A 24,664-nucleotide genomic window follows, 5' to 3' on the forward strand; every position below is an offset into this window, starting at 1 on the left:
TTCCAGGAACAATTCCTGTTGCGTTCAACCACGGGCGGTGCTTTACTGATCGCTCAGATTTCTTTACCGTACAGAGGATCATGAAAGGGCTCTACGATCTCAACGAATACAAGGATAATTGCGGTTTTGGCCTGATTGCTCACCTCAAGGGCAAGCCCAGCCACCGTCTGGTGCAGACCGCCATTAAGGCGCTGACCTGCATGACCCATCGAGGCGGGATTGCCGCTGATGGCCGCACCGGCGACGGCTGCGGCCTGCTGCTCCAAAAACCGGACGGATTTCTCCGCAAGAAAGCGCTGGAATGCTGCAAAGCCGAACTCACGCCCCTCTACGGCGTCGGTTCCCTGATGCTCAGCCAAGAGCAAGAAAAAGCCGAAGCGGCACGACGTATCCTGGAGGCGGAACTGGTTGCCGAAGGGCTGCAAGTCGCCGGTTGGCGGCAGATACCCACCCAACCCGACTGCCTTGGCCCCATTGCCCTTGCGAGCCTGCCGCTCTTTTTCCATATTTTTATCAACTGCGAGGGCATAAGCCGTGAGCAACTGATTGCCCGGCTGCTCATTGCCCGCAGAAGAGCGGAAAAACAGTTGGCCTCGGACCCCGATTTCTATGTCGTCAGTCTCAGCGAAGGGGTGATTGTCTACAAGGGATTGATGATGCCAGCCGACCTGCCCGGCTTTTTTCCCGATCTAGCCGACCCGGAACTGGAGAGCGGGATCTGCGTTTTTCACCAGCGCTTCTCGACCAACACCATGCCGCGCTGGCCTCTGGCCCAGCCTTTTCGCCTCCTGGCCCACAACGGCGAGATCAACACCATCACCGGCAACCGGAACTGGGCCGAAGCCAGAACCGGCAAATTCAAGACCCCGCTCCTGCCTGATATCGAGGCCATCGCCCCGCTGGTCAACCGCACCGGCTCGGACTCCTCCAGCCTGGACAACATGCTCGAGGTCCTAGTGGCCGGCGGCATGGACCTGCACCGGGCCATTCGTATGCTCATCCCGCCCGCCTGGCAGAATGTCGAACATCTGGACGCCGACCTCCGCGCCTTCTACGAGTTCAACTCGATGCACACCGAGGCCTGGGACGGCCCGGCCGGGCTGGTCATCTCCGACGGCCGCCATGCCATCTGCGCCTTGGACCGCAACGGCCTGCGCCCCTCGCGCTGGGTGCTGACCAGGGACGATCTGCTGACCGTGGCCTCAGAGGTGGGGGTGTACAAATACGATCCCGGCGAGGTGGTGGCCAAGGGGCGTCTCGGTCCGGGCCAGATTCTCTCCATCGACACCCAGACCGGCACCCTCCGCCACACCCGGGAGGTCGATGAGGAACTGAAACGCCGTCATCCTTACAAACAGTGGCTCAAGGACAACACCCTGCGGCTCGAGGGCACCCTGGGCCAGGACCGGGCCACCCGGGAACTGGAGGGCGACCTGCTGCGGATGGCGATGAAGATGTACCAGGTCAGCTTTGAAGAACGCGACCAGCTGCTCCGTCCCTTGGCGGAGTCCGGCCAGGAGGCCACCGGCTCCATGGGGGACGACACGCCCATGGCCGTTCTCTCCCGCCAACAGCGGCCGCTCTACGACTATTTCCGCCAGCAGTTTGCCCAGGTGACCAACCCGCCGATAGATCCCCTGCGCGAGGCGGTGGTGATGTCGCTGGAGACCTGCATCGGCCCGGAGCAGCAGTCGATCTTCGAGGAATCCGAGCAGCACGCCAGCCGGGTAATCCTGACCTCGCCGGTGCTGTCCACAGAGAAATACCGGGCCCTGGTCCATCTCGACCGCTGGGGGTATCGGCTGTGTCGGCTATCGCTCGGCTATGATCCGAGCCACCTCACTCTGCGCCAGGCCATTGAGCAGTTGTGTCTCCAGGCCGCCGCGGCGGTTCGCTCCGGCTGCGTCCTCCTCCTGCTCACCGATCAGGACTGCCGCCCGCCCCTGCTGCCGATCCATGCCCTCCTGGCCACCGGCGCAGTCCATCACCACCTCAGCAAAGAGGGGTTGCGCTGCAATGCCAACATCCTGGTGGCCACGGGCACGGCACGAGACTCGCACCAGATCGCCACCCTCATCGGCTTCGGCGCCACCGCTGTCTACCCCTATCTGAGCTACGCCGTCCTCGGCGACCTCTGCCGCAGCGGCGAGTTGGACTTGGCTCCGGATATGGCGGTCAAAAACTACCGCAAGGGCATGAAGAAGGGGCTGCTCAAAATCATCTCCAAAATGGGCATCTCCACGGTGGCCTCGTACCGGGGGGCGCAGTTGTTCGAGATCATCGGGTTGGATGAGGAAGTGGTCGATTGCTGTTTTCCCGGCACACCGAGCCGTATCCGCGGCGCCCGCTTTGCCGACCTTGAGGCCGACCAGAAGGCTTTGGCCAAGGAGGCCACCAGCTCCCAAAAAACCATCCACCCCGGAGGCCTGCTGAAATTCATCCACGGTCAGGAGTACCACGCCTTCAATCCCGATGTGGTCATGGGGCTGCAGGCCGCGGTCAAGAGCGGTGACTCGAACCAGTGGCAGACCTGCGCCGATCTGATCAACCACCGAGAGCCTGCCACCCTGCGTGACCTGTTGCACCTGCGCCGGGATCTCAAACCTATCCCCATCGATCAGGTTGAGCCGGTGGAATCGATCATCCGCCGTTTCGATACCGCCGCCATGTCGCTGGGCGCCCTCTCGCCCGAGGCTCACGAGGCCCTGGCCGAGGCGATGAACAGCATGGGCGGCCGCTCCAACAGCGGCGAGGGCGGCGAGGATCCGGCCCGCTACGGCACAGCCAGGGTGTCGAAGATCAAACAGGTGGCCTCCGGCCGCTTCGGCGTTACCCCGCACTATCTGGTCAATGCTGAGGTGCTGCAGATCAAGATTGCTCAAGGCGCCAAGCCCGGCGAGGGCGGCCAACTGCCGGGCAGCAAGGTTAACGAGCTGATCGCCCGCCTCCGCTACTCGGTGCCCGGCGTCACCCTGATCTCACCGCCGCCGCACCACGACATCTATTCGATCGAGGATCTGTCCCAGCTGATCTTTGACCTTAAGCAGGTCAACCCCGGCGCCCTGGTCTCGGTCAAGCTGGTGTCCCGGCCCGGTATCGGCACCATTGCCGCCGGGGTGGCCAAGGCCTATGCCGACCTGATCACCGTTTCCGGCTATGACGGCGGCACCGCCGCCAGCCCGATCTCCTCGATCCGCCACGCCGGCTCGCCCTGGGAACTGGGGCTGGCCGAGGTCCACCAGACCCTGCAGGCCAACGATCTCCGCGACAAGATCCGCTTGCAGACCGACGGCGGCCTCAAGACCGGCCTGGACGTGGTCAAGGCGGCCATGCTCGGGGCCGAGAGTTTCGGCTTCGGCACTGCCCCTATGGTGGCGCTCGGCTGCAAGTACCTGCGCATCTGTCACCTCAACAACTGCGCCACCGGCGTGGCCACCCAGCGCGACGACCTCCGCCGCGACCACTACCAGGGCACGGTGGCAAAAGTGGTCAACTATTTCCGTTTTCTGGCCCAGGAGACCAGGGAATGGCTGGCGCTGCTCGGCGTCCGCAGCCTGGAGGAATTGGTTGGCCGGGTCGATCTGCTCGAACCGGTCGCCGGTACCACACCCCGGCAGCAGCAGCTTGACCTGCGCCCGCTCATCCACACCGATGGGTTGCTGGCCCAGAAACCCCGTCACTGCGCCATCAGCCGCAACCAGCCTTTTGACAAGGGGCCGCTGGCCGAACAGATGGTCCGCGACATTCTGCCCGCCATCGAAACCCGCAGCGGCGGCGCCTTTGCTTACACCCTGACCAACTGCGACCGCACGATCGGTGCCCGGCTCAGCGGCGAGATCGCCAAACGTTACGGCAACCAGGGAATGCAGGATGCGCCGGTCAAGCTGAAGCTCACCGGCATCGCCGGCCAGAGCTTCGGCGCCTGGAACGTCGGTGGCCTGGAACTCTATCTCAACGGCGATGCCAACGACTATGTCGGCAAGGGCATGGCCGGCGGCAAGATCGTCCTCCGTCCGCCGCACCGTTCGACCTTCAAGACCGAAGAGACCAGCATCATGGGCAACACCTGCCTCTACGGCGCCACCGGCGGCAGGCTCTATGCCTCGGGCCAGGCCGGAGAACGGTTCGCGGTGCGCAATTCCGGTGCGCACGCGGTGGTGGAAGGGGTGGGCGATCACGGCTGCGAATACATGACCGGAGGGCTGGTCACCGTGTTGGGTCCGGCCGGTGCCAATTTCGGCGCGGGTATGACCGGTGGTTTTGCCTATGTGCTCGACCTGGACAACAATTTTGTCGATAAATACAACCATGAACTGGTCGAGATCCAGCGCATCCACTCCGGTTACATGGAGGAGTATCGCAACCACCTCCACCAGGTGATCGAGGAGTTCTGCCGCGAGACCAACAGTGATTGGGGCTGGCGGCTCTTGGACGACTTTCTCGACTATATCGGTAAGTTCTGGCTGGTCAAACCCAAGGCCGCCGACTTCTCCAGCCTGCTCGACCGGCTCAAGCAGCGCGGCGAATAACCTTTTTTATCACGGCACCCCCATGAAAGAGCGCCTCAACAATGTCTTCCAGTTCCTGGACGTCGAACGGAAATTGCCGCCCAAGGTAGGGCTGGTCACCCGGAAAACTGCCTTCCGGGAAATTTACGAACCCGTAGCCGAAGCTCACCTTCAGCATCAGGCGCACCGCTGCCTGGCCTGCGGCAACCCCTACTGCGAGTGGCAGTGCCCGGTGCACAATTACATCCCCAACTGGCTGAAGCTGCTGGCTGAAGGCAACCTGTTGGCGGCGGTGGAACTCTGTCACCAGACCAACACTTTGCCAGAGATCTGCGGCCGAGTCTGCCCCCAGGACCGGCTCTGCGAAGGGGCCTGCACCCTCAACGACGGTTTCGGCGCGGTGACCATCGGCAATATCGAGAAATACATCACCGACCAGGCTCTGGCCCAGGGCTGGAAACCGGACATGTCCGGTGTCACCTGGACCGGCAAACGGGTGGCGGTCATCGGCGCCGGACCGGCCGGTCTAGGCTGTGCCGATGTCCTGGTTCGAAGCGGGGTGCGGCCGGTGGTTTTTGACCGCTATCCAGAGATCGGCGGCCTGCTGACCTTCGGCATCCCGGAATTCAAATTGGAGAAATCGGTTCTGGCCCGGCGACGGCAACTATTCACTGGCATGGGTGTGGAGTTCCGCTTGGGTACCGAGATCGGCCGCGATGTCAGTGCGGAGCAACTTTTGAATGAGTTTGATGCCGTCTTTCTCGGCATGGGAACCTATCAATTCATGAAGGGCGGCTTTCCCGGCGAGGATCTACCGGGAGTCCATGACGCCCTACCCTTTCTCATCGGCAACGTCTGCCAGCATCGGGGTTATGAAGGATTAGCCCCCTTTGTCGACACCTTCAGCAAACGGGTGGTGGTCCTCGGCGGTGGCGACACGGCCATGGATTGCTGCCGGACCGCAATCCGCCAGGGAGCGGCCAGCGTCACCTGCGCCTACCGGCGCGACGAGGCCAACATGCCCGGATCCAAGCGGGAGGTGACCAATGCCCGGGAAGAGGGGGTGCAGTTCCTCTTTAACCAGCAACCCATTGGGATTATGGGGGAACATCGGGTGGAAGGGGTGGAACTGGTGACCACCGAGTTGGGGGAACCCGATGCCAGCGGCCGACGGCGGCCGGTGATCGTTTCGAACAGTCAGGTCACGGTGACCGCGGATATTGTCCTCATTGCCTTTGGATTCCGCCCCAACCCACCAGCCTGGCTGGGACAGCACGGAATCAGCCTCAATGACCGGGAGCGGGTGGTGGCCAAGGAATCCGGCGAATACCCGCTCCAGACCAGCAATCCCAAAGTCTTCGCCGGTGGCGACATGGTGCGCGGCTCGGACCTGGTGGTCACCGCCATCTGGCAGGGACGCCAGGCGGCCAAGGGCATCCTCGCCTATCTGGGAGTTGATTAACCACTAGGCCGAAAGAGATCGACAAGCGGTGCCCCCATAAAAAAAGAGCCGGGAGTCCCAACCCCTGCAGGGCAAGGAGGACTTCCGGCTCAAACCTTCTTTCGCGGCACTCTTCCGGTTAGAAAGGCAGTTTCTTTGGAGGCGCCTCTTCCGCAGGCGCTGGTTCTTCGATTTCGCCCTCGGTCGCGCCGACCAGCACGACATCAACCCGGCGATTTTGCTTTCTCCCCTCCTCCACACTGTTATCGGCAACGGGCCGATATTCCCCGTAACCGGTTACGGATATCTTCTCCGGCGCGAAGCTGTGCCTATCCATAAAATAATGGGCAAGAGTGGTTGCCCTGGCGGTCGACAGTTCCCAGTTCGAGTGAAACGTTGACGAACGCATCGGGATATTATCGGTATGGCCCTCGAAACTGATCGGATTGCCATAGGGAAGCAGGACCTCGGCAATTTTGGTGAGGAGTTCATAGGCGGCCGGTTGGATGGTGGCACTGCCTGAATCAAAAAAACCAGCCTCACGCAAACTGATAACCAGGCCTCTCCTAGTGATATCAATGTTCACCTTGTCTTGCGCATTCTTATCAATGAGAAATTTTTCAAGGGACACCAACATCTCCTTAAAATCTTTCTTGGTTGCCTGGACTTTGGACGAGCCGTCACCCTTTGCCTTCGGCTTTTCCGTGTTTTTAAGCTGCTGTTTCATCGAAGGAATGGGCATCATATCCGATTTTGGAATGAATTGCGGTTTCCCCGAAGATGCGCCTACGGTTACGCCAAAAGCGCTGCGATAAGAGGCGGCGACCTGCTCCACCTTCTGCTTATCGGTCTGCGACATGGCGTAGAGGGTCACAAAGACCGCAAACAACAGGGTAATAAAATCGGCATAGGAGACCAGCCACCGCTCATGATTGGCCGCTTTTTCCGGCTCTTTTTTTCTGGCCACTTATTTCTTGCCCCCTTCCTCATCGGCAACCGCTGAAGCTTTCCCCGTCTCGCCCCCAAGATACGATTTCAGCCGCTCTTCGATAAAACGCGGGTTCTCGCCATTCTGAATAGCGACGATTCCGGCAATGATGATCTCCTTGCGCACTATCTCGTCCTTAATGCGATGTTTGATCTTGGTGGCCGCGGGCAGACAGATAATATTGGCGGTGATCAGGCCGTAGATCGTGGCCACGAAGGCGACGGCGATACCGCCGCCGAGCTTGGAGGTGTCGGAAAGGTTGCTCATGACGTGGATGAGGCCGAGCACCGCGCCGATGATGCCGACGGTCGGGGCATACCCGCCCGCCGCCTCGAAAAATTCAACGCTCATTTTGGCGTGTTCTTCAACCGCCCCCAGGTCGATCTCCAGCAGTTCCCTGATTTCCTTGGGGTCAACCCCATCGACCGAAAGGGAAATAGCCTTCTTCACAAATCGATCCTTGTGATTCTGGGCGTCCTGTTCCAGGGCAATGATGCCATTTTTCCTGGCCTTCGCCGCAAAACCACAGAGTTCGACAATGAGATCGTCATTTTTAGGCGAGTTGGCGATCAGTTTTTTCAGGTCCTTGAAGGCCGTAATAACGGTATGCAGGGGGAAACTGATGAACGCCGCGCCAAAGGTGCCGCCAAGCACGATTAAAGCGGCGGTTGGCTGCACTAAGGCATTCATGTGTAAGCCTTCGAGCATTGCGCCGCCAATGATGGCGCCCAACCCCATGAGTAAACCGATGATGGTTGCGATATCCATAACTTTTTAAGAGTGCTGATTGAAAAGGACGGCCGGTACCATTGGGCCCGAATGCCCTGGAATGGCTCGATAAGGTATTGTACGGAGAGGATCGGAGATTAGAAAGAAAAAAATCAGGAAAAGGGGATCATCGTTGAACATCCGCACTACTTCATTGCAGCGTGACGAGTGAGAGGATTGTTCCAACTCTTTTTTCAGGCACCACGGCCCGCTCACGATTCATTCGCCGGTATCGATGCCATGTCTCGATTGCTGCAAAATCCTGACGCGAAAGGCGACAATTTTATCGATGACCTCCTCCGCTTTTTCCAGGACCAGAACATGATCGTCGTTGGTCAGTTTGATAATCGTATCGGGCGTCTCCTCAATGATCTTGATGAGATCAGGATTGAGATAGAATTCTAATTTATTGAGCCGGGTCAGCTTGATCATGGCAGCAGAGAGAAGGAAAGTGAAAAAATGAGGCCAGGCCGCGAGCACAGGCTCCCACCGAGCGCCTTCCCCGCATGCAAACGGAAAGGCTCTCGGCAGGTTCTCCCCGCCCGCTGCAAAAGCAGGCTGGCCGAAGCGGACTCACTCTACGCGGTTTTCTCTTCCACCTCGAATTTAATCAAGGTTTCATCGGCCTCCACCGCCTGGCCCTTCTTCACCCGGACCTCGGCAATCACGCCGTCCACCGGCGAGGCCACGCCGCTTTCCATTTTCATCGATTCCAGGATGACCAGGTTCTGGCCGCGGAAGACACGCTCACCCTTCTGGGCCAACACATCCACCACCAGGCCGGGCATGGGGCACAGCAGGATATTGTCCAAGGCCTTATCTGCCTTCTCGGGCATAAAGGTCATCATTGCCCATTCTTTCGGAGTATAGATCTCGAACAGCCGCGAGATGCCGTTGAAGGACATGAACATGAACGATTCCTCAAACCGCAAACGGAAACGGTAATCCTGACCATTGACCGTGAGCTTGAGGCGGCGGCGGAAAAACTCGAAGGTGGGGATGATGACCTTGTGGGTGGTGCCGTCCACCCGGATGGTGCAGGTTTCACCGCTCACCGGGGATCCCTCCAGGGTCACTTCAAACAGTTCCCCCTGGGACCGGACCTTGTACGGATGGGTCCTGCCCATATCCCGCTTGCCGCCGATATCGGAAACCATGTGGCGCAGCGACTCGCGCACCGCCACCGTGCGGGTATGGTAGATCAGCGTTGCCGCCAGGGCTGCCAGTTGCAGATATTGCAGGGAAGGCGAGCGTTTTGACACCCCACCTTCGAAATGCTGGTCGATGAAGGAGGTACTCAGATTGCCTTCGGCGAACTCGGGCAAACAAAGCACGCTGGTAACGAAATCAATGTTGGTGGACACCCCCTCGATATGGTAGCCGTTGAGGGCCTCGACGAGACCTTGGCGCGCATCTTCCCTGGTTTTGCCATGGCAGATCAGTTTAGCCAGCATGGAGTCGTAGTAGACATCGATTTTGCTGCCAATATTGACGCCGCTATCCACCCTGATACCCCTGCCCCTGGGTGCGGCATAGCGGGTAATCATACCGGTCGAGGGAATGAATCCCCGCGTTGGTTCCTCGGCGCAGATTCGCGCTTCAATGGCCCAGCCGTTAAAGGTGACACCACTCTGGTCAAAGGACAAAGGTTCGCCGCTGGCAATGCGTAACTGCCATTCCACCAGATCGAGCCCGGTGACCAGTTCGGTGACCGGATGCTCCACCTGCAGGCGGGTGTTCATCTCCAAAAAATAAAAATTATGCTGGCTGTCCATGACGAATTCTACCGTGCCCGCATTGACATACCCCGAGGTCCGCGCCAGATCGCAGGCGGCCTTGCCCATCCGCTCCCGCAGGTCCGGAGATACAGCCGGTGAGGGTGATTCCTCAATCACCTTCTGGTAACGCCGCTGGATCGAACATTCCCGCTCGCCGAGATGAACCACATGACCCTGGCTGTCGGCCAGAATCTGGATCTCGATATGACGGGGCTGCTCGATGTAACGCTCGACAAAAACCCTGGTGTCGTTGAAAGCCTTCTGGGTCTCCTGCCGACTGGCCGCCAGCGCCGCCTTCATGTCCTCAGGTTTGGCAACAATACGCATGCCCTTGCCGCCGCCGCCAGCTGCCGGTTTCAACAGGATCGGATAGCCAACTGCCTCCGCCGCGGTTAGGGCCTCCGCTTCGTCCTTGATGGCCTCGATAAAGCCGGGGATAACCGGCACACCGGCGTTTTTCGCCAACTCCTTGGAGGTGATCTTGTCGCCCATGACATCGACCACATCGGTTGGCGGGCCGATAAAAACCATACCCGCTGCTGCCACTGCCTTGGCAAAATCAGCCTTCTCCGAGAGAAACCCATAGCCGGGATGCACGGCTTGGCAACCCGTGGACGTGGCCGCGGCAATGATTTTATCGATATTGAGATAGGACTTCTGCGACTGCGATTCGCCGATGTACACGGCCTCATCCGCCAGTTGTCGGTGCAGGCTGCGGCTGTCGGCGTCGGAATAGACGGCCACGGTCTGGATGCCCAGCCGGTTGCAGGTACGAATGATGCGAATGGCAATTTCGCCGCGATTGGCGATGAGAATTTTATCAAACATAGCGTACCTCAGAGGGGAATATTTCCGTGTTTGCGATCCGGGCCCTTGGTTCGCTTGCTGTCCAGCATCTGCAGGGTGCGGATGAGATGCGAGCGGGTGTCCCGGGGAAAGATAACGTCGTCGATATAGCCCCGCTGGGCGGCAATAAAGGGGTTGGCAAAGGTGCTCCGGTATTCTTCCATCTTCTCAGCCAGCACTGCTTCGGGGTCTTCCGCCTGGTAAATCTCCTTACGGTGAATAACCTCGGCCGCGCCCTTGGGGCCCATGACCGCTATCTCGGCAGTCGGCCAAGCGTAGTTGACGTCGCAGTGGATGTGCTTGGAGTTCATCACCAGGTAGGCGCCGCCGTAGGCCTTGCGGATGATCACCGAGATTCGCGGCACTGTAGCCTCGGTAAAGGCATAGAGCAGCTTGGCCCCATGGCGGATGATGCCTCCGTGCTCCTGGTCCGGACCGGGCATGAAGCCGGGGACATCAACCAAGGTGATCAACGGGATGTTGAATGAATCGCAAAAGCGGACAAAGCGGCCGGCCTTGAACGAGGCATCGTTGTCGAGTACCCCGGCAAGCACCGCCGGCTGATTGGCCACCAGGCCAACGGTCTGGCCGCCGAGACGGCCAAAGCCGCAGATGATATTGCGGGCGAATCCAGCATGAACCTCCATGAACTCAGCCCCATCGAGGATGCTGAGGATCAACACGTTCATGTCGTAGGTCTGGTTGGAGTTCGTGGGGATGAGGTAATCCAGGGCCGGATCGGTACGGCCGGGTGCGTCGCTCAGGTTAAGGATGGGCGCCCTGAGGCGATTGTTGGAAGGCAGATAGCTGATCAGCCTCCGCACCTCGCGCAGGGCAAGGACATCGTTGGCCACAGTAAAATGGGCCACGCCGCTCTTACTGGCATGCACCCGGGCCCCGCCCAGGTCCTCCGAGGTGATGTCCTGATGGGTGACGGTTTTAACCACACTCGGCCCGGTGACAAACATGTACGAGGAGTCTTCGACCATAAAAACGAAATCGGTGATCGAGGGACTGTAAACGGCACCACCGGCGCAGGGCCCCATGATACAGGAGATCTGCGGCACCACGCCACTGGCCCGGACATTGCGGTGGAAGATCTCGCCGTAGGCAGCCAGGGCATCCATCCCCTCCTGGATGCGGGCGCCGCCCGAGTCATTGAGGCCGATGATCGGTGCGCCTACCTTGACCGCCAGATCCATGACTTTGCAGATTTTCTGGGCATGTGCCTCGCCGAGCGAACCGCCGAGCACGGTGAAATCCTGGCTGAAGACAAAGACCTCACGACCGTCGATGGATCCGTGACCGGTGATGACGCCGTCACCAAGATACCTTTTCTCGTCGCCCAGACTGCCGCCCCGCCCAATTTTGAGGACATCGAACTCTTCAAAGGAACCATCGTCCAACAGCAGGTCGAGTCGCTCCCGCGCGGTCAGCTTGCCCTTGTGGTGCTGATCGGCCTTTTTCGATTCCCCACCGGCGGAAACGGACTCCGCCCGTAATCGTTCAAGGGTCTCAAGAGTTGCATTATATTGCGTATCCATTGTCCTCACCTAGTGCCGGAATCTGCCTAAGGCCCAGAAGAGGGTCCCAACAGATTCTCGATTATTGATCGATCATGTTTGTTTTGTGGCGGCTGTTTCCGACTGATACCATCGCCTGCAGGTTCTACCGGATGGCGAGGCTGTCGGCCCTGTTGCCCGCAAGAAGATGGCGGCTGAACGGCAAGCGACTCTCCTCACCTTTGGTCGACCGCCCCAGCTGGCCATAAACAGTCTAATTTATCACAGAGCACAGGTTTTCGTCTGCAAAAAAAACGGCCTACCGAGAAAGGTTGCAAGGCTCAACGCAAAACCCACGGAACACGCGAGTGTCACGGCTCGTTATTCTCAATCCCAACAGACTGCGGACAAGGTGGAAAAGACGCGTCCATTCTCCTCCACGAACCGTTGCCTAGTTGTGCGCGAGTTGTATATACCGATCGAAAAAATCAAGGTGCCCAAGGAAATAACCGGCAAGGACGCAAATGAACACCCAGCCTGTTCCTCCTAAGACGCTGAACGGAAAAAAAACGCGCCAGCGCATTTCGGCCATTCCAGCCACAAAGGGAACATATGTCCGAAGAAAGGGGACGAATCGGCAAAGCGTGACCGCTTTGGTCCCGTATTTCTCAAAAAAATCATGTGCCTTATTCAGATTTTTCTGGTTGAAAAATCGGCCATCTTTTCCGGCAAAGGCTTTGTGTCCAAACCAGATGCCCATAAGACGGTTAAAATTATCCCCAAGTATGGCTGCAACCGAGAAAAGGATAAGGACGATATACAAGTCCATTGCCTCGGTCGCGCAGAGGGTGCCGATGGCGAACAACATTGAATCTCCAGGCAAAAAAGGCGCCACCACCAAGCCAACTTCACAGAAAATAATAGCGGCTATGAGTCCATAAATCAGTGCGCCGTGGTTATCCACAAGCACGGTTAAATTTCCATTAATATTTACCGTAAAATCAATAAATTTATTAAAAATATCCATATTTTTACCGCAGGGGTTGAGAGACGTTTGACAGCATTCTATGGCAGAGAAAAAGAGTCACACCGCGAGTATTCCTTGTTGTTCCAATAACTACTCTTCAATGATATTTATCCTATCAGGGATAGGATTATTTTCGGTGAAAATCCTATGATTCATAGAGAGCATCGACAATATTCGTCGTTTGTTGTAAGGGCAATGAAAAAATGTTCAATTTTGGTCAAAAAACCCTACGTTATGGTGATTTTACCCCAAGAGATTCACGTCTTGGTTCCCGACAAGGGCGCCCTTGAGAGTATCAATGGTTTCCGGGGATTGGGCGTGCTCAAGTTAAGGCATTGCACCCCCGGTTGAGCATCTGCACTTAATTGTGTATATGAACAACCACCTGATCACTAACAGAAAATCTGAGACCTGACCACGGCAAGCTGGTCGGCGTGGTCTATATGTCCGACATCTTCTACCACCTGTTCAGCGGGTACAATAAAAACGGCCGGTGTCCATAACTTGGACACCGACCTGCTGAATGGAGGAGTGCGAGCCGAATCAGAAATTGAACACCTTGGCTTCGGCCGCCATGTCGATCAGGTGGGGCCCGCCATCGAGCACCATGTTGCTATAAAACTGGGCCTCGTCGAGCTTACGGTTTTTGGCGCAGGGAGTACAAACGCCCACCGGCACCTCGTTTTCGATCAGGTAGGGCAGGTAGTCGCTGACGCTATCTCCGGTATCTGTCTTCTGACCGCCGTCACTATTCTTCATCGCCCAGTCGACACCGCTGTCGATTAAAAAAAGATTGACCTTGTGGCCCTTGGAATGGGCGATCTTGGCAAATTGAAAGCAGCGGGTCGCCTTTTCAACGTTGTTGTCACGCAGCACAAACAAAAAATTGGCCATAATTTCCTCCTAAATCCTTACGGAATGTATGAAAGGGCCGGCCATTGTGCCGCCATGGCAATCTAACCGGTTCCCCTGTGAGTTCCACAATAGACTGATCACTACTCGGATTCCCAGGGCATGACAACCCGAAATCACCGCGTAAGAGCGCTATGCAGCGATAGTTTTTCGCTTCCTGCCCCCTGAACCATCACCCAGTTTCCACCGCCCCAAACCCGACATGATGCCAACCCCTTTCGCCCCACCCTTCTGGCTCCGCAATCCGCACATCCAGACCCTGTGGCCCAAACTGTTCCGGCCGCTACCCGCCCTGCCTCTGTGGCGCGAACGGCTCGAGCTGGCCGATGGCGATTTCATTGATCTCGCCTGGGCCTCCGGCGGTTCGGGCCCCATTGTCCTCATCCTCCATGGTCTGGAGGGGACCCTGCGCTCTCATTATGCCCTGCCGATCATGGCTACGCTCCTCCGGGCCGGCTTGCAGCCGGTATTTATGCACCTGCGCGGCTGCAGCGGCGAGCCCAACCGGTTACCCCGCACCTATCACTCCGGGGCCATTGAGGATCTGGCCGAGGTTTTGACGCTGCTTCGGGCCACCGGCCGGTCGGTGGCCGCAGCCATCGGCTTTTCCCTGGGCGGTAACCTCCTGCTCCGCTACCTGGGAGTCACCGGTTCATCCGCCCTGCTCCAGGCCGCGGTGGCCGTCTCCGTGCCCTTTGTCCTGGCCGATGCGGCCCGGCGGCTTGAACAGGGCGGGTCCCGGATCTATCAGCACTACCTCATGACCCGCTTGAAACGGGCCTACCGGCAAAAATTCACCGCCATGGCCTCGCCGCTGCGGGTCGATCTGAACCGGATCTACACCCTGTGGGAATATGACCAATGGGTGACCGCGCCGCTTAACGGATTTGCCGGGGCCGACGACTATTACGCCCGGTGCAGCTCGCTGGGTTATCTCAAAGATATCACCGTACCCACCCTGATCCTTCACAGCAGAGATGATCCCTTCATGTATCCGCACAATGTTCCCAGACCCGATCAGGTTGGCCCCGGCGTGCGATTGGCGATCCAGCCCCACGGCGGCCATGTCGGTTTCATTGAGAGCCGCTTTCCCTGGCGGACCGGCTGCCTGATCGATCGGCTCGCCCCCGCCTTCCTCAATGAGCATCTGGCGGCTGCCGACCCTCTACCCTAACCGGGGATCGAAGACGCGCAGCCTGTCGGCGGCGTTCAAGGCGTCTGCCAGGTCAAAGATTTCGAAACAGACCAGCATTTCCGCATTGAGGAGGGGCACCGCCTGCTGCAGTGTGTGTTCATCAAGCGGCAGGTGATCGGTCTGGCCGTCGGTGCCGGAAAGGTGGAGTCAACGATGTGCGGGTGAAAGTGGCTGGGCAGCGGTTTGCCCAGCAGGCTGTGGGTGAGATCAAAGGTGAAGCGGGGGTGAAACTCGACCTGGTCGATTAGGTTTTCCATGGCCACAAGCTCCGGCCAATCCACCTCCCGCCAGCCTGGCAAGGGATGCAGGGTCATATTGAGCAGGGGAAAGCCGCTCTCCGCAAAAAATTGGGCGACAGCCAGCGCTCCTGCAACCTTGTCGGTGGGCAAATGGACCGTGTATTCCAGGTCAAGAGCCGCCAGACCGTCGAGCCAGGAACCGACCTTGGCGCGCATCGGCCGGTCCCAGGTGTAAACCAGCAGTTCGACAAAGTCGACCCGCCCCTCAACCAGACGGGCGTTATCGAGGAAATTTTCCCCGGTAAGCCATGATGTGGTCCCCAATTTCATCGCGTGATTTCCCGATGGCGGCAAAGGTGCCCATTTCCTCGATCATCCGGAGCGCGGCCTCGATGATGCTGAACACCAGGGCGCAGCCCGTCCCCTCGCCCAAACGCATGTTCATATCGATCATGGGCTCCAGGCCGGTGATCTCCTTGAGCAGTTTGGCGCCGGGCTCAAACGAGATGTGCGACGGAATCATATACTCGATGGCCTCGGGCTTGAGCCGCATGGCCGTCAGCGCCGCGACGTTGGAGATCAGGCCGTCGGTGACCACCGGCACCCGGCGGGCGGCGCAGGCCAGATAGGTCCCGGCCATACCGGCGATATCGAGGCTGCCCACCTTGGACAACACATCGAGGGCATCGTCCGGGTCCGGCCGGTGCAATCGCACCGCCTGCTGCACCACAGCTTTCTTGTGTTCAAAGGCCTCGTCCGTCAGGCCCGCGCCCCGGCCGACCACCCGGTCGATATTTGCCCCAGTAAAGGCGTAAAGCACAGCGCTGCTGGCGGTGGTGTTGCCGATGCCGATCTCGCCGGTCCCCATCAGATCGTACCCCTGGTCGATGGCCGTATTGGTCACTTCGATCCCCACCTCGATGGCGCGGATGGCCTCTTCCCGGCTCATCGCTGGCTCTTTGAGGAAATTGGCCGTGCCGTAGCGGATTTTGCGGTTGAGCACCCTGGGCAGATCGACATCGACCTGGATGCCGATATCAACGGCAATGATATCGGCCTTGGCATAGTTGGCGAGGAAATTCACCCCCATGCGGCCGGAGGTGACAAAGTCGGCGCCGATGCGGGTGATATCCTGGGGATACATCGCAACCCCCTCGGCACAGACGCCGTTATCGGCCATCATCACCACAATCGCCTTCTTGCTGATCGCGTTATGCACCTTGCCGGTGATCCCGGCAATCTGGCGGGCGATGTCTTCGAGCTTGCCGAGGCTGCCCGGCGGCTTGAGGCAGTAATCGATCTCCTTCTGGGCGGCGGCCATGACCACCCGGTCGGTGGGCCGGATGGCCTCCAGGGTCTGCTTAAGCAAGTGCATAGTGTGCCCTACCTGTAGTTAAAACGGATGAGAATGGGCAATTGGCCCATGATTTCGATCTCGCACAAGGTGGCGTTATCGACCTTGAACTGCCAGTAGCCCTTGGAGACCGATTCGCTGAAGAAATGGGCCAGGAGCGAACGGATGCAGCCGCCGTGCGAGACCACCGCCACCCGCTTGCCCGCATTATAGCGGACGATCTCCTCAACCACGCTGATCACCCGGTGCTTGAAGGCGGGGAAGGCCTCGCCGCCGGGAATCCGGGTTTGTTCCCAGTCGGTCAGCCACAACTTCCAGATATCGGGATACTGCTGGGCGATCTCGGAGAAATGCATGCCCTCCCACTCGCCGAAATGGAACTCCTGGAGACTGGAATCGGTGATGACCTGCGCCTCCTCACCAAAAACCAGCGAAGCGGTTTCCACCGCCCGCGAGAGGGGGCTGGAAAAGATGGCATCAACCTCAAGGGCGTTGAGCCGCTCGCCAAGGGAGGCGGCCTGCAGGCGGCCATGATCGTTGAGGGGCGTATCGGTGCTGCCCATGAGGACGCCGGTTTTGTTCGGTTCGGTTTCGCCGTGGCGAATAAGATACAGTTTGGTCGGGTTCATAATAAAAATTTCCAGACAAGAAGAAAAACAAGGAAGCTGAGAATTTCGGCCAGCTCAATACTGGCACCGATGGTGTCGCCGGTGATGCCGCCCAACCGCCGCTTGAGGTAGGCGGCAAACAGAACAGCCAGGAGGATCGGCGGCAGATGGAGGATGAGAACCACCAGGGGAACCAGCGACGGGTGCACCCCCCAGAGGAATAGAATGGAGGTCACCAGAAACAGGGACATCAGGGTGGCGGCCGCCGCCTGGGCCAGGCCGGTCTGGTTGACATAGTCGCCGATCCCTCGCTCCTCGCGGGCATAGCGGGCCGCCGCCGAATGCCAGGTCAGGGCCACCCGGCCGAGTACCGGGGTGATCAACACGGCCGGCACGCCGCCGGTGCCTGGAATAGTCTGAAGGAGGATGTACTTGAGCAAAATGGTGAGCACCAGGGCGATCACGCCGTTGGTCCCCAGAGTGGAATCGCGCATGATCTCGAGCATCCGCTCGCGGGAGCGGTAGCTGAACAGACCATCGGCGGTGTCGGCGATGCCGTCGAGGTGCAGGCCGCCGGTGACGGTAATCAAGCCAATTACCGCGACCATGGCCGCCAGCTCCCGACCAAGCAAGGCATCGACAAGCAGATAGCCAGCGGCGGCCGGCAGCGCGGCCAACAAACCGACCAGCGGCATCCATTTCATGCCCTGGACAAAACGCTCGGCGGTGAATTCAACCTGCACCGGAATTGGATACCGGGTCATGAACTGAATCATGAGAATGAGCGCCCTCATGAAGCCACCTTCACTCTCCCTTGAGCCGCAAGGGAAGACCGGCCACCACCAGATAGACCTCCGAGGCAGCCTCTGCCATCCGCTGGTTGACCCGGCCGGCGCAATCACGGAAAAACCGGGCCAGCGGCGCAATCGGTACGATGCCGTAGCCGACCTCGTTAGTGACAGCGACCAGATCGGCCCGGCTACCGGCAACAGCCCCAATGATGGCCTCGATCTCGGTCATCACATCCGCCTCGACTTCGTTTAACTGGTTTACGGTCGGCTGGTCCCAATCCATGGGATGCACCAGCATCCGGTTGCTGATCATCACCGTCAGGCAATCCAGGAGCATGGCGGCAAAATGAGGGCCTTCGCTGGCAATCACCTCGGAGGGGCCGGTCGTGGTCTCGAAGGTTTGCCAGGATGCGGGCCGCTGCAGCCGGTGCTTTTTGATGCGGTCCGTCATCTCGTCATCAAAGGCCCGGGCCGTAGCGATATAGGCGATATCGGTGCCGATGCCGGCAATCAACTGTTCGGCAAAACTGCTCTTGCCGCTTCTGGCCCCACCGGTGACAAGGATAATGCGTCCCATGAACACACCAAGGAGTAGTTGCCGCGCCTCGCATAGAGAGGCAGCGACATGGTTGATCGAGCAGAGAGATTCTTCAGAGGAGGAGGCGAGAGTCGTTTGCACGGCGCCGGTGTCTCATTCCACGAAGACCCACGTTCAAGAGGAGTGTCTGGCTTTTCCGCTCATCGCGAAATCACAGTTGCGGGACAGCACGGGATTTGCACCCGTTTCCTCCATACGAAAGACGGCACCCAGCCCAGCCGGTGCACAGGCTGTTTATATCGAATTCAGGAAAAAAAAGATAGGGGCAAATAACACGGGAGTGGCACCCTCTGAGGAACACGTCAGCGTAGCCGCTTCAAGTCACAAAGGGCGAGCGGGTTATTTACAGGCGAAAAAGGTGACGTAATTGCCAACCTCGGCGATCCCGACCTTGGAGACCCCATCTTTCAGCATGTTCTGATCATGCCCGCTCGATCCGCGCCAGCCATCGAACTGTTTGAGGGGCGTGCTGTAGTTCCAGCCGACATTTTCGACGCAGAGCCGGCTGCCGGAACGCTCAAACCGCTCGTCGAACTTGTTGTGGCTCATCCGCTTCTGCTGGAACATCGCAAAGCTGTGATTCTTGGCCAGATGGTTGAGATGGGCATCGAACCGCAGCGGATTCAACCCGTTGTCCTGGCGGTACAGATTGATCTGCTCCAGCAGGGTACGACAATACAGCGAGACGCCCTCATCGGGCAACTCCCGGGCAGGCGCCGGTGAGACCGCCAGAGACAACAAAAAAACAGCAACCAACATGACCTTCATATTCATCGATCTCGTTACAAATTGGATAGCAAACCTAGGTGATTCACGTCTTGGTTATTAAATAAGAACGAATGGAGAAAAAATCCACCCGACAGCCACTCCGTTTTTCCCAGCGACTGCCTCGCTCCCAAACGTCGAAGAAATCCCTTTCGTCTTTTTTTAAGCAAAAAAGAGTGCCCATTGGGAGCGTGCCCACGATCACCCTAAAACCTGCCGCACCTTCTGCAGCAGGGTGCGGACGGCAAAGGGTTTCTGGATGAAATCGACGCCTTCGTGGAGCATGCCCTGGTCGGCGATGACATTTTCTGTATATCCGGACATATAGACAACTTTAAGATCAGGAATGCGACTTGACAGCCGCCGATGCAGCTCACGGCCGTTCATCTTCGGCATGACCACATCAGTCAGGAGGAGATCGATGCCAGCCACCTGGGCCGCCCGCTCCAGGGCCACTTCCGGGTTCTCCGCCGCTATGATTCGGTAACCGTGGCCAGCCAGGGTTTCGCAGACCAACTCCAGCACCAAGGCATCGTCCTCAACCACCAGGATCTGCTCGCCACCCCCCGATGCCAGACCCACTTCAACTTCCGCCACCGGGGCCTGCAGAGCTCCTTCGGCCTTAGGCAGATAAATCTTGAAGGTGGCACCGTGGCCGGGCTCGCTGTACACCCACAGATGGCCATGATGTTGCTTGATGATGCCAAACGAGGTCGCCAGCCCCAGCCCCGTGCCCTTGCCGCGCTCCTTGGTGGTAAAGAACGGTTCAAAGATGCGATTGCGGACGGCCTCATCAATTCCCGTCCCGGTGTCGCTGATCGACAGCATAACATAATCTCCCGCTTCGACCTCCGCGTGGTGCTCGGCATAGGACTGATCAAGGTGCGCCTCGGCTGTTTCGATGGTCAGGGTGCCACCCTCCGGCATGGCATCGCGGGCATTGACCGCCATGTTGAGTACCACCTGCTCAATCTGGCCTTTATCCGCCCGAATCGGGACCGGGAGGGGACTGAGCACGGTCCGTACGGTGATGGCCTCGCCGATCAGCCGTTGCAGCATGCTTTCGAAGCCGCGAATCAACTCATTGAGGTCGATGATTCTGACCTCAAGCATCTGTTTGCGGCTGAAGGCCAGGATCTGCCGAGTCAGGTCGGTGGCCCGCCCCGCCGCCTTGAGAATCTGCCCTAGATCGGTGAAGAGCGGATTATCAGGAGGTAACCGTTTCCGCCCCAATTCAGCATAGCCAATGATCGGCGAAAGCAGGTTGTTGAAATCGTGAGCAATACCTCCGGCCAGGCTGCCCAGGGTCTCCAGTTTGCGGTGTTGGCGCACTTGCTCCTCCAGCTCCTTGCGCTGACTGACGTCACGGAAGCTCCATAACCGGCCATAGCGAACTCCCTCGCCGCTTTGCACCGGGACACTGTAGTACTCAACCACTTTACCGTCCGTCAGGACCATTTCGCCCTGCACCCTTGTATCGGGCACCTGCCCCACTTGAGTCAGGGCTGCCTGGAAGGGCTCCGGCTCCTGTACCTGGGCCTCGATTTGGGAGCACAGCGGTTGCATCGAAGCTCCGGGCAGACAATCGATCGGCACCTGCCAAAGAGATCGGAAATGACTGTTGCCAAACAGACAGATATTGTCCTCGCCGACAATGCAGATGCCATCGATTCCTGCCTCAAGCACGCATTCAAGCAAGGTCTTGCGGAACAGCAGTTCCTGCTCTGCCTCGTGCCGGTGGCCCATATCCTCGCGGATGCGCAGCCGCATCCCGTTGATGGCCGCAACCAACTGGTCCAACTCGTCCGGCTTCCCGGACCGGCTCGGTGCTCGCTGCAGGCGCAACTCTTGATCCAAAGATTCGAGGCACAGACTGCTGGTGTACCGGGCCATGCGCACCAGGTGACGATTAAGGGCCACTTGGAAAACAACCAGAATCGCCAAGGCCAGGGGAACGATGAGCAGGGCATTGGTAAGAAAGATGGTCATCGCCCGTTCCTGGAGGCGGGCGTATACCCCGTCAAGGCTGGCGCGCACTTGCAGGATACCAACCGGAACCGGTTTCTGGGCCTGATAGACCAGCGGATATTCCCGGCTGATCGTGCCCCGCTCCCCGCCATCCCCCTCGGTAATGTCGTAGGCCTTGGTATTGAGCTGCTCCCTTACCCGTGCATAGACGATATCCTGCAGTTGGAGCACCCCGCGCAGTTGCAGGCGGATTTGTTCCTCATCCATCTGATAGGCCCCGGCGGTGAGGGCCGGGACATAGCTGCTTTCGATGAATTGCAACCGCGATTCGATACCGGCGAGATCACGCCGGTATTCGGTGGTGAGTTGAAAAGCAATAGCCAGAAGGATGCACAACAGGCTGCAACCGCCGATAACTGCCAGCAGGCGCATTGACAGGCGGCGGCTTTTCAGGGTGCCAAAGAAAGAAAAGGGAGGGGTTATTGATTGCACAGTGGCTGGGTTCCAGGCCTAATCCGGCGCGTTGAACTCATTGGCCTTCAGGGGAGCACGGTGCCATGATGGCCTGGTAGCGGCCATTTGCCTTCAATTGCTGCAGTCCCCGGTCGAAAAGTTGCATCCGCTGTTCGTTCCCCGGAACAACCCGGGAAAGCAGGAGATACGGGGTGAACTCGGCCAGAGGCTTAGGATCTTCCGCCAGCTTGGCCCGCTCCTCCGGGCTCAGATCCTTTTTGATCAGAAAATACCCCACGGCCCGCTCGATGGGAAAGAGATCAATGCGGCCGCTCAGCAGTTTCTTGAAATTGAGCAGATCGCTCGCCGCCTCGGTGAACATCGCGGGCTGCTGCTTCCGCAAATCGGCAAAAACATCATTGTAGGCATAGCCGATGGTCAGACCGATGGTGCGATCCTTGAGGTCGTCAAGGTGTTCCCAGGAGTACGACGTCTCCCGGTGGTGAAAAAAGACCCACTCCTGCCGGGAAAGGGGGTCACTGTTGACAAAATGGGTTTGCCGCTGCTCAGCGGTTCCCGCCCATTCGACTGCCCCGTCGACCACGCCGTTCTGCGAGAGCAGCAGCCCCCGCGCCCAGGGCAGAAACTCATACTCCACCCGGACGCCCTCCATGGCAAAGGCCTCGGTGACCACTTGGGAATCGCAACCCTGGCCCGGCAGATGCCGACCGGTGTAGGGTGGCCATTCGCCGTTGGCCAGACGAAGGACTGACGACGAGGCATCCGCGGCGAAGACCGATGGGCAGCCGCCCCAGAGCGTTTGCCAAGCAAGTCCAGCCAGCACAGCACACCACAAAGGCATGAGGCTCTTGGTCTGGTTGTTCTTGCTTGCTCTCATTCGCACCTCAAGGGGGAAGTCGGGTGTGGGATACATGGCGACGAATCGCCCGCCGATCCTTACAAAATCAGGGATCGATAATAAAGGCTATGGTAAAGACCTACAAAAGAGGCGAGGCGATGTCAAGCACTGTTACTGTGCGCGGGAGAGGCGGATGGTTTGCACCCAGGCGCTGGCCGCTTCGTGGGTATTGTCGGAATCGTTCATCACCGCCAGGCTGGCCATTGCCGGTGGATCCTCGCCAAAGGCCATGCGGTAATCGCGGACAATATCCACGGTATATTCCTGCCAGGTGTTGACCTTGCCAGCGCCGGCACTGACTGGAATCATCCGGGCCTCGTCGACGTAGGCGTTGATAATAAACGGCTTGCCGGTGGCCTGATTGTCCCAGATGTAACTGATAGAGCTGTCCGGCGGGTACTGACCGTAAACCGTCTTCGCCAGCTTGTAACGGAGCTTTTTGGAGAGCGATGCCCGATCCGGGTCATAGACAAACATCACATAGAGACGGGCGGGGTAATCGTCGCCCTCCTTGCTGCCGCTGTCACCCTTTCGATAGACATTGCTCACCTTCCAGCGCCAAGTGAGCATCGGGTACTCATAGACATTGAACGGTTGCTTCAGGACCAGGGCCGAGGCCGAATTGTTGCTCTCCATCAGCAGACAGGTCCCGGTCTCGCAGCGAGCGACCGTGTAGGTGGAGTGCCGCGGGATCTTGGGAAAGGTGAGAGGCTGCCAGCGCTCAAGCGACTCGAAATGTTCATTGAGAAAGACGGTCTCGGCAGCACGGACCGTCCACGGCAGCACCAAGAGCGGCAGTATCAAGGCAAACAGTGCGGCACCCCATGTTCGGCGGCGTAAAGAATCGGCGCTCATAATTTCCAGCCGTTGAAACGCAGATAGCCTGCAAAATCATTCATGTCCGAAGCGCTCCGGTTCCAGGGTTTCAAGCTGGTGTAAAAGGGGTTGCCGCTTTCCCTGGTGTCGCCGTATTCTTTATCCATGCCGACGAAAAAATCCAGGCTGACCAGGCTGAGCAAAAGCGACTCCCAGGGCTTGATCGCCCCTTTGACATGCCCGGTCAGCGGCCAGTCGTTATAGTAAAAGCTGGTGAGGCTGCCGTCTGCCAAGGACAGTTTTTTCAAAGTCTCCAACCCAACCACCTCGGCCTTGCGAACCGTTCCGGGGACCAGCGACTGCCTGGGCAGGACCTGGAGATCCATGATCCTCTGCACATCCGGCCGAACCTGTACCTGGAGGATGTCGTTTCCGCCGATCGATGGCAGCCGAGCCGGCAGCCGTTCGCCATACACTGCCAACGGCGCGGTCGGCCAGTTGTCGGGATACGAGGAGGTTGGAAGCGATTGAGTGGGGATGCTCGCCGCATAGCAGCCGCAGGTGCTGGCCGTGGTCACCAACAAGACCTGTTGCCGCGCGTCCAGAGTGAGAATGACCAGCAGCCCTACATGCTTGCCGGCACCGAGATGAAAGGGGATCAGGCTAAACGGCAGTTCAGGGAAATGAATCCGGTAGACAAGGTTGGTATAGACGCCCTTTTCGGTGGTAAAGGGTCGGGTGTCGGCATAGATGACCGGGACCTCGGGATCAATGGAGATTGCCTCAGCCCCCTTGGTTCCAGCAGCCAAAACCCGGCCTATTTTGTTGTGGCGCTCCTGAACATCCCGCAGGGCAAAGACGGGTGCCCTGGTCAATACCAGCGGCGCGCTTGCCTCCGCCTGAACGACAATCGTTTGCTGCTCCGGGACGAGACCCGTTGAACGACCGGCACATCCCGCCAGCAGCGCCAGCGCCAGCAGCAGAGCGACGCGCAACCAGCTCGATCCGATGTCGGCGAGACCTATGGTTTGCTTGGGATTGCACCTGAGGGTGTTGCCGGCATTCTTATTTGGCTCATTCATCCCCGGATTCTTTGCAAGTACCTGCCAGCTGGTTCTTCGGTTTCCTTCCATCCCCTCCCCCTTGCTGAAAAAAACGAACCACCAAGCAGAATTACCGGCAGCTTCG

General features: G+C 58.7%; 20 protein-coding genes and 1 riboswitch. Of the genes, 3 read left to right on the forward strand and 17 right to left on the reverse strand.

The genetic code is table 11. The features are described from left to right. The first annotated feature begins 77 nt into the window (after nt 1–77). Together gltB and ACHZCX_RS09230 are read left to right on the forward strand one after the other, a co-directional pair. Nucleotides 78–4,529: a glutamate synthase large subunit gene (gltB, locus tag ACHZCX_RS09225; protein WP_394708820.1), complete on the forward strand. Its 4,452-nt coding sequence runs from the start codon at nt 78–80 to the stop codon at nt 4,527–4,529. 22 nt (nt 4,530–4,551) lie between these two features. Next, nucleotides 4,552–5,970: an FAD-dependent oxidoreductase gene (locus tag ACHZCX_RS09230; protein WP_319586941.1), complete on the forward strand. Its 1,419-nt coding sequence runs from the start codon at nt 4,552–4,554 to the stop codon at nt 5,968–5,970. A 118-nt stretch (nt 5,971–6,088) separates the two neighbouring features. On the opposite strand, the gene ACHZCX_RS09235 is transcribed toward ACHZCX_RS09230, so the two are convergent. The 7 genes from ACHZCX_RS09235 to ACHZCX_RS09265 all read right to left on the reverse strand — a co-directional run bounded on the left by ACHZCX_RS09235 (nt 6,089) and on the right by ACHZCX_RS09265 (nt 13,752). Continuing rightward, entirely contained in the window at nt 6,089–6,916 is an 828-nt protein-coding gene (locus ACHZCX_RS09235; RefSeq protein WP_319586942.1) for a flagellar motor protein MotB, read from the reverse strand. Beyond that, nucleotides 6,917–7,705 (reverse strand): flagellar motor protein, encoded by a 789-nt coding sequence (locus ACHZCX_RS09240; RefSeq protein ID WP_319586943.1) that lies wholly within the window; start codon nt 7,703–7,705, stop codon nt 6,917–6,919. A gap of 219 nt (nt 7,706–7,924) precedes the next feature. Then, complete coding sequence (locus tag ACHZCX_RS09245) at nt 7,925–8,185, reverse strand: flagellar FlbD family protein (RefSeq protein WP_319586944.1); 261 nt, start codon at nt 8,183–8,185, stop codon at nt 7,925–7,927. 98 nt (nt 8,186–8,283) lie between these two features. Further along, complete coding sequence (locus tag ACHZCX_RS09250; protein WP_319586945.1) at nt 8,284–10,311, reverse strand: acetyl-CoA carboxylase biotin carboxylase subunit; 2,028 nt, start codon at nt 10,309–10,311, stop codon at nt 8,284–8,286. Nucleotides 10,312–10,319: 8 nt separating this feature from the next. Beyond that, the gene (locus tag ACHZCX_RS09255) at nt 10,320–11,873 is read right to left on the reverse strand and encodes an acyl-CoA carboxylase subunit beta (protein ID WP_319586946.1); all 1,554 of its coding nucleotides are present in this window, start codon (nt 11,871–11,873) and stop codon (nt 10,320–10,322) included. Between the two features lie 409 nt (nt 11,874–12,282). Next, nucleotides 12,283–12,858, reverse strand: coding sequence for a VTT domain-containing protein (locus ACHZCX_RS09260; RefSeq protein ID WP_319586947.1), 576 nt, complete (start codon nt 12,856–12,858; stop codon nt 12,283–12,285). Nucleotides 12,859–13,401: 543 nt separating this feature from the next. After that, nucleotides 13,402–13,752 carry a DsrE family protein gene (locus tag ACHZCX_RS09265; protein ID WP_319586948.1) on the reverse strand — a complete coding sequence of 117 codons (351 nt, stop codon included), beginning with the start codon at nt 13,750–13,752 and terminating at the stop codon, nt 13,402–13,404. A gap of 220 nt (nt 13,753–13,972) precedes the next feature. Here ACHZCX_RS09265 and ACHZCX_RS09270 point away from each other — a divergent pair, with 220 nt between their 5' ends. After that, on the forward strand, nt 13,973–14,944 hold the full coding sequence (locus ACHZCX_RS09270) for a hydrolase (protein WP_319586949.1): 972 nt from the start codon (nt 13,973–13,975) through the stop codon (nt 14,942–14,944). Between the two features lie 35 nt (nt 14,945–14,979). On the opposite strand, the gene ACHZCX_RS09275 is transcribed toward ACHZCX_RS09270, so the two are convergent. From ACHZCX_RS09275 to ACHZCX_RS09320, 10 genes are all read right to left on the reverse strand, one after another. Further along, the gene (locus ACHZCX_RS09275; RefSeq protein ID WP_319586950.1) at nt 14,980–15,534 is read right to left on the reverse strand and encodes a hypothetical protein; all 555 of its coding nucleotides are present in this window, start codon (nt 15,532–15,534) and stop codon (nt 14,980–14,982) included. After that, nucleotides 15,485–16,579 (reverse strand): nicotinate-nucleotide--dimethylbenzimidazole phosphoribosyltransferase, encoded by a 1,095-nt coding sequence (gene cobT / locus ACHZCX_RS09280; protein WP_319586951.1) that lies wholly within the window; start codon nt 16,577–16,579, stop codon nt 15,485–15,487. The genes ACHZCX_RS09275 and cobT overlap by 50 nt, the downstream gene beginning before the upstream one ends. A gap of 8 nt (nt 16,580–16,587) precedes the next feature. Then, on the reverse strand, nt 16,588–17,187 hold the full coding sequence (gene cobC, locus ACHZCX_RS09285; protein WP_319586952.1) for an alpha-ribazole phosphatase: 600 nt from the start codon (nt 17,185–17,187) through the stop codon (nt 16,588–16,590). Further along, the gene (cobS, locus tag ACHZCX_RS09290; RefSeq protein WP_319586953.1) at nt 17,184–17,960 is read right to left on the reverse strand and encodes an adenosylcobinamide-GDP ribazoletransferase; all 777 of its coding nucleotides are present in this window, start codon (nt 17,958–17,960) and stop codon (nt 17,184–17,186) included. The genes cobC and cobS overlap by 4 nt, the downstream gene beginning before the upstream one ends. A 10-nt stretch (nt 17,961–17,970) precedes the next feature. Further along, the gene (gene cobU, locus ACHZCX_RS09295; RefSeq protein ID WP_319586954.1) at nt 17,971–18,636 is read right to left on the reverse strand and encodes a bifunctional adenosylcobinamide kinase/adenosylcobinamide-phosphate guanylyltransferase; all 666 of its coding nucleotides are present in this window, start codon (nt 18,634–18,636) and stop codon (nt 17,971–17,973) included. 21 nt (nt 18,637–18,657) lie between these two features. Further along, nucleotides 18,658–18,793: riboswitch (cobalamin riboswitch) on the reverse strand. A 101-nt stretch (nt 18,794–18,894) separates the two neighbouring features. Further along, on the reverse strand, nt 18,895–19,329 hold the full coding sequence (locus ACHZCX_RS09300) for a CAP domain-containing protein (RefSeq protein WP_319586955.1): 435 nt from the start codon (nt 19,327–19,329) through the stop codon (nt 18,895–18,897). A 192-nt stretch (nt 19,330–19,521) separates the two neighbouring features. Continuing rightward, nucleotides 19,522–21,780, reverse strand: coding sequence for an ATP-binding protein (locus ACHZCX_RS09305; RefSeq protein ID WP_319586956.1), 2,259 nt, complete (start codon nt 21,778–21,780; stop codon nt 19,522–19,524). Between the two features lie 37 nt (nt 21,781–21,817). Further along, a complete protein-coding gene (locus ACHZCX_RS09310; protein WP_319586957.1) occupies nt 21,818–22,639 on the reverse strand; it encodes a transporter substrate-binding domain-containing protein in 822 nt (273 codons plus the stop codon). Between the two features lie 132 nt (nt 22,640–22,771). Next, the gene (locus ACHZCX_RS09315) at nt 22,772–23,515 is read right to left on the reverse strand and encodes a DUF3047 domain-containing protein (RefSeq protein WP_319586958.1); all 744 of its coding nucleotides are present in this window, start codon (nt 23,513–23,515) and stop codon (nt 22,772–22,774) included. Continuing rightward, entirely contained in the window at nt 23,512–24,558 is a 1,047-nt protein-coding gene (locus ACHZCX_RS09320; RefSeq protein ID WP_319586959.1) for a hypothetical protein, read from the reverse strand. Before ACHZCX_RS09320 ends, ACHZCX_RS09315 begins: the two co-directional genes overlap by 4 nt. Between the last annotated feature and the right edge of the window lie 106 nt (nt 24,559–24,664).

The organism is uncultured Desulfobulbus sp., from assembly GCF_963662935.2.
Lineage (GTDB): Bacteria > Desulfobacterota > Desulfobulbia > Desulfobulbales > Desulfobulbaceae > Desulfobulbus.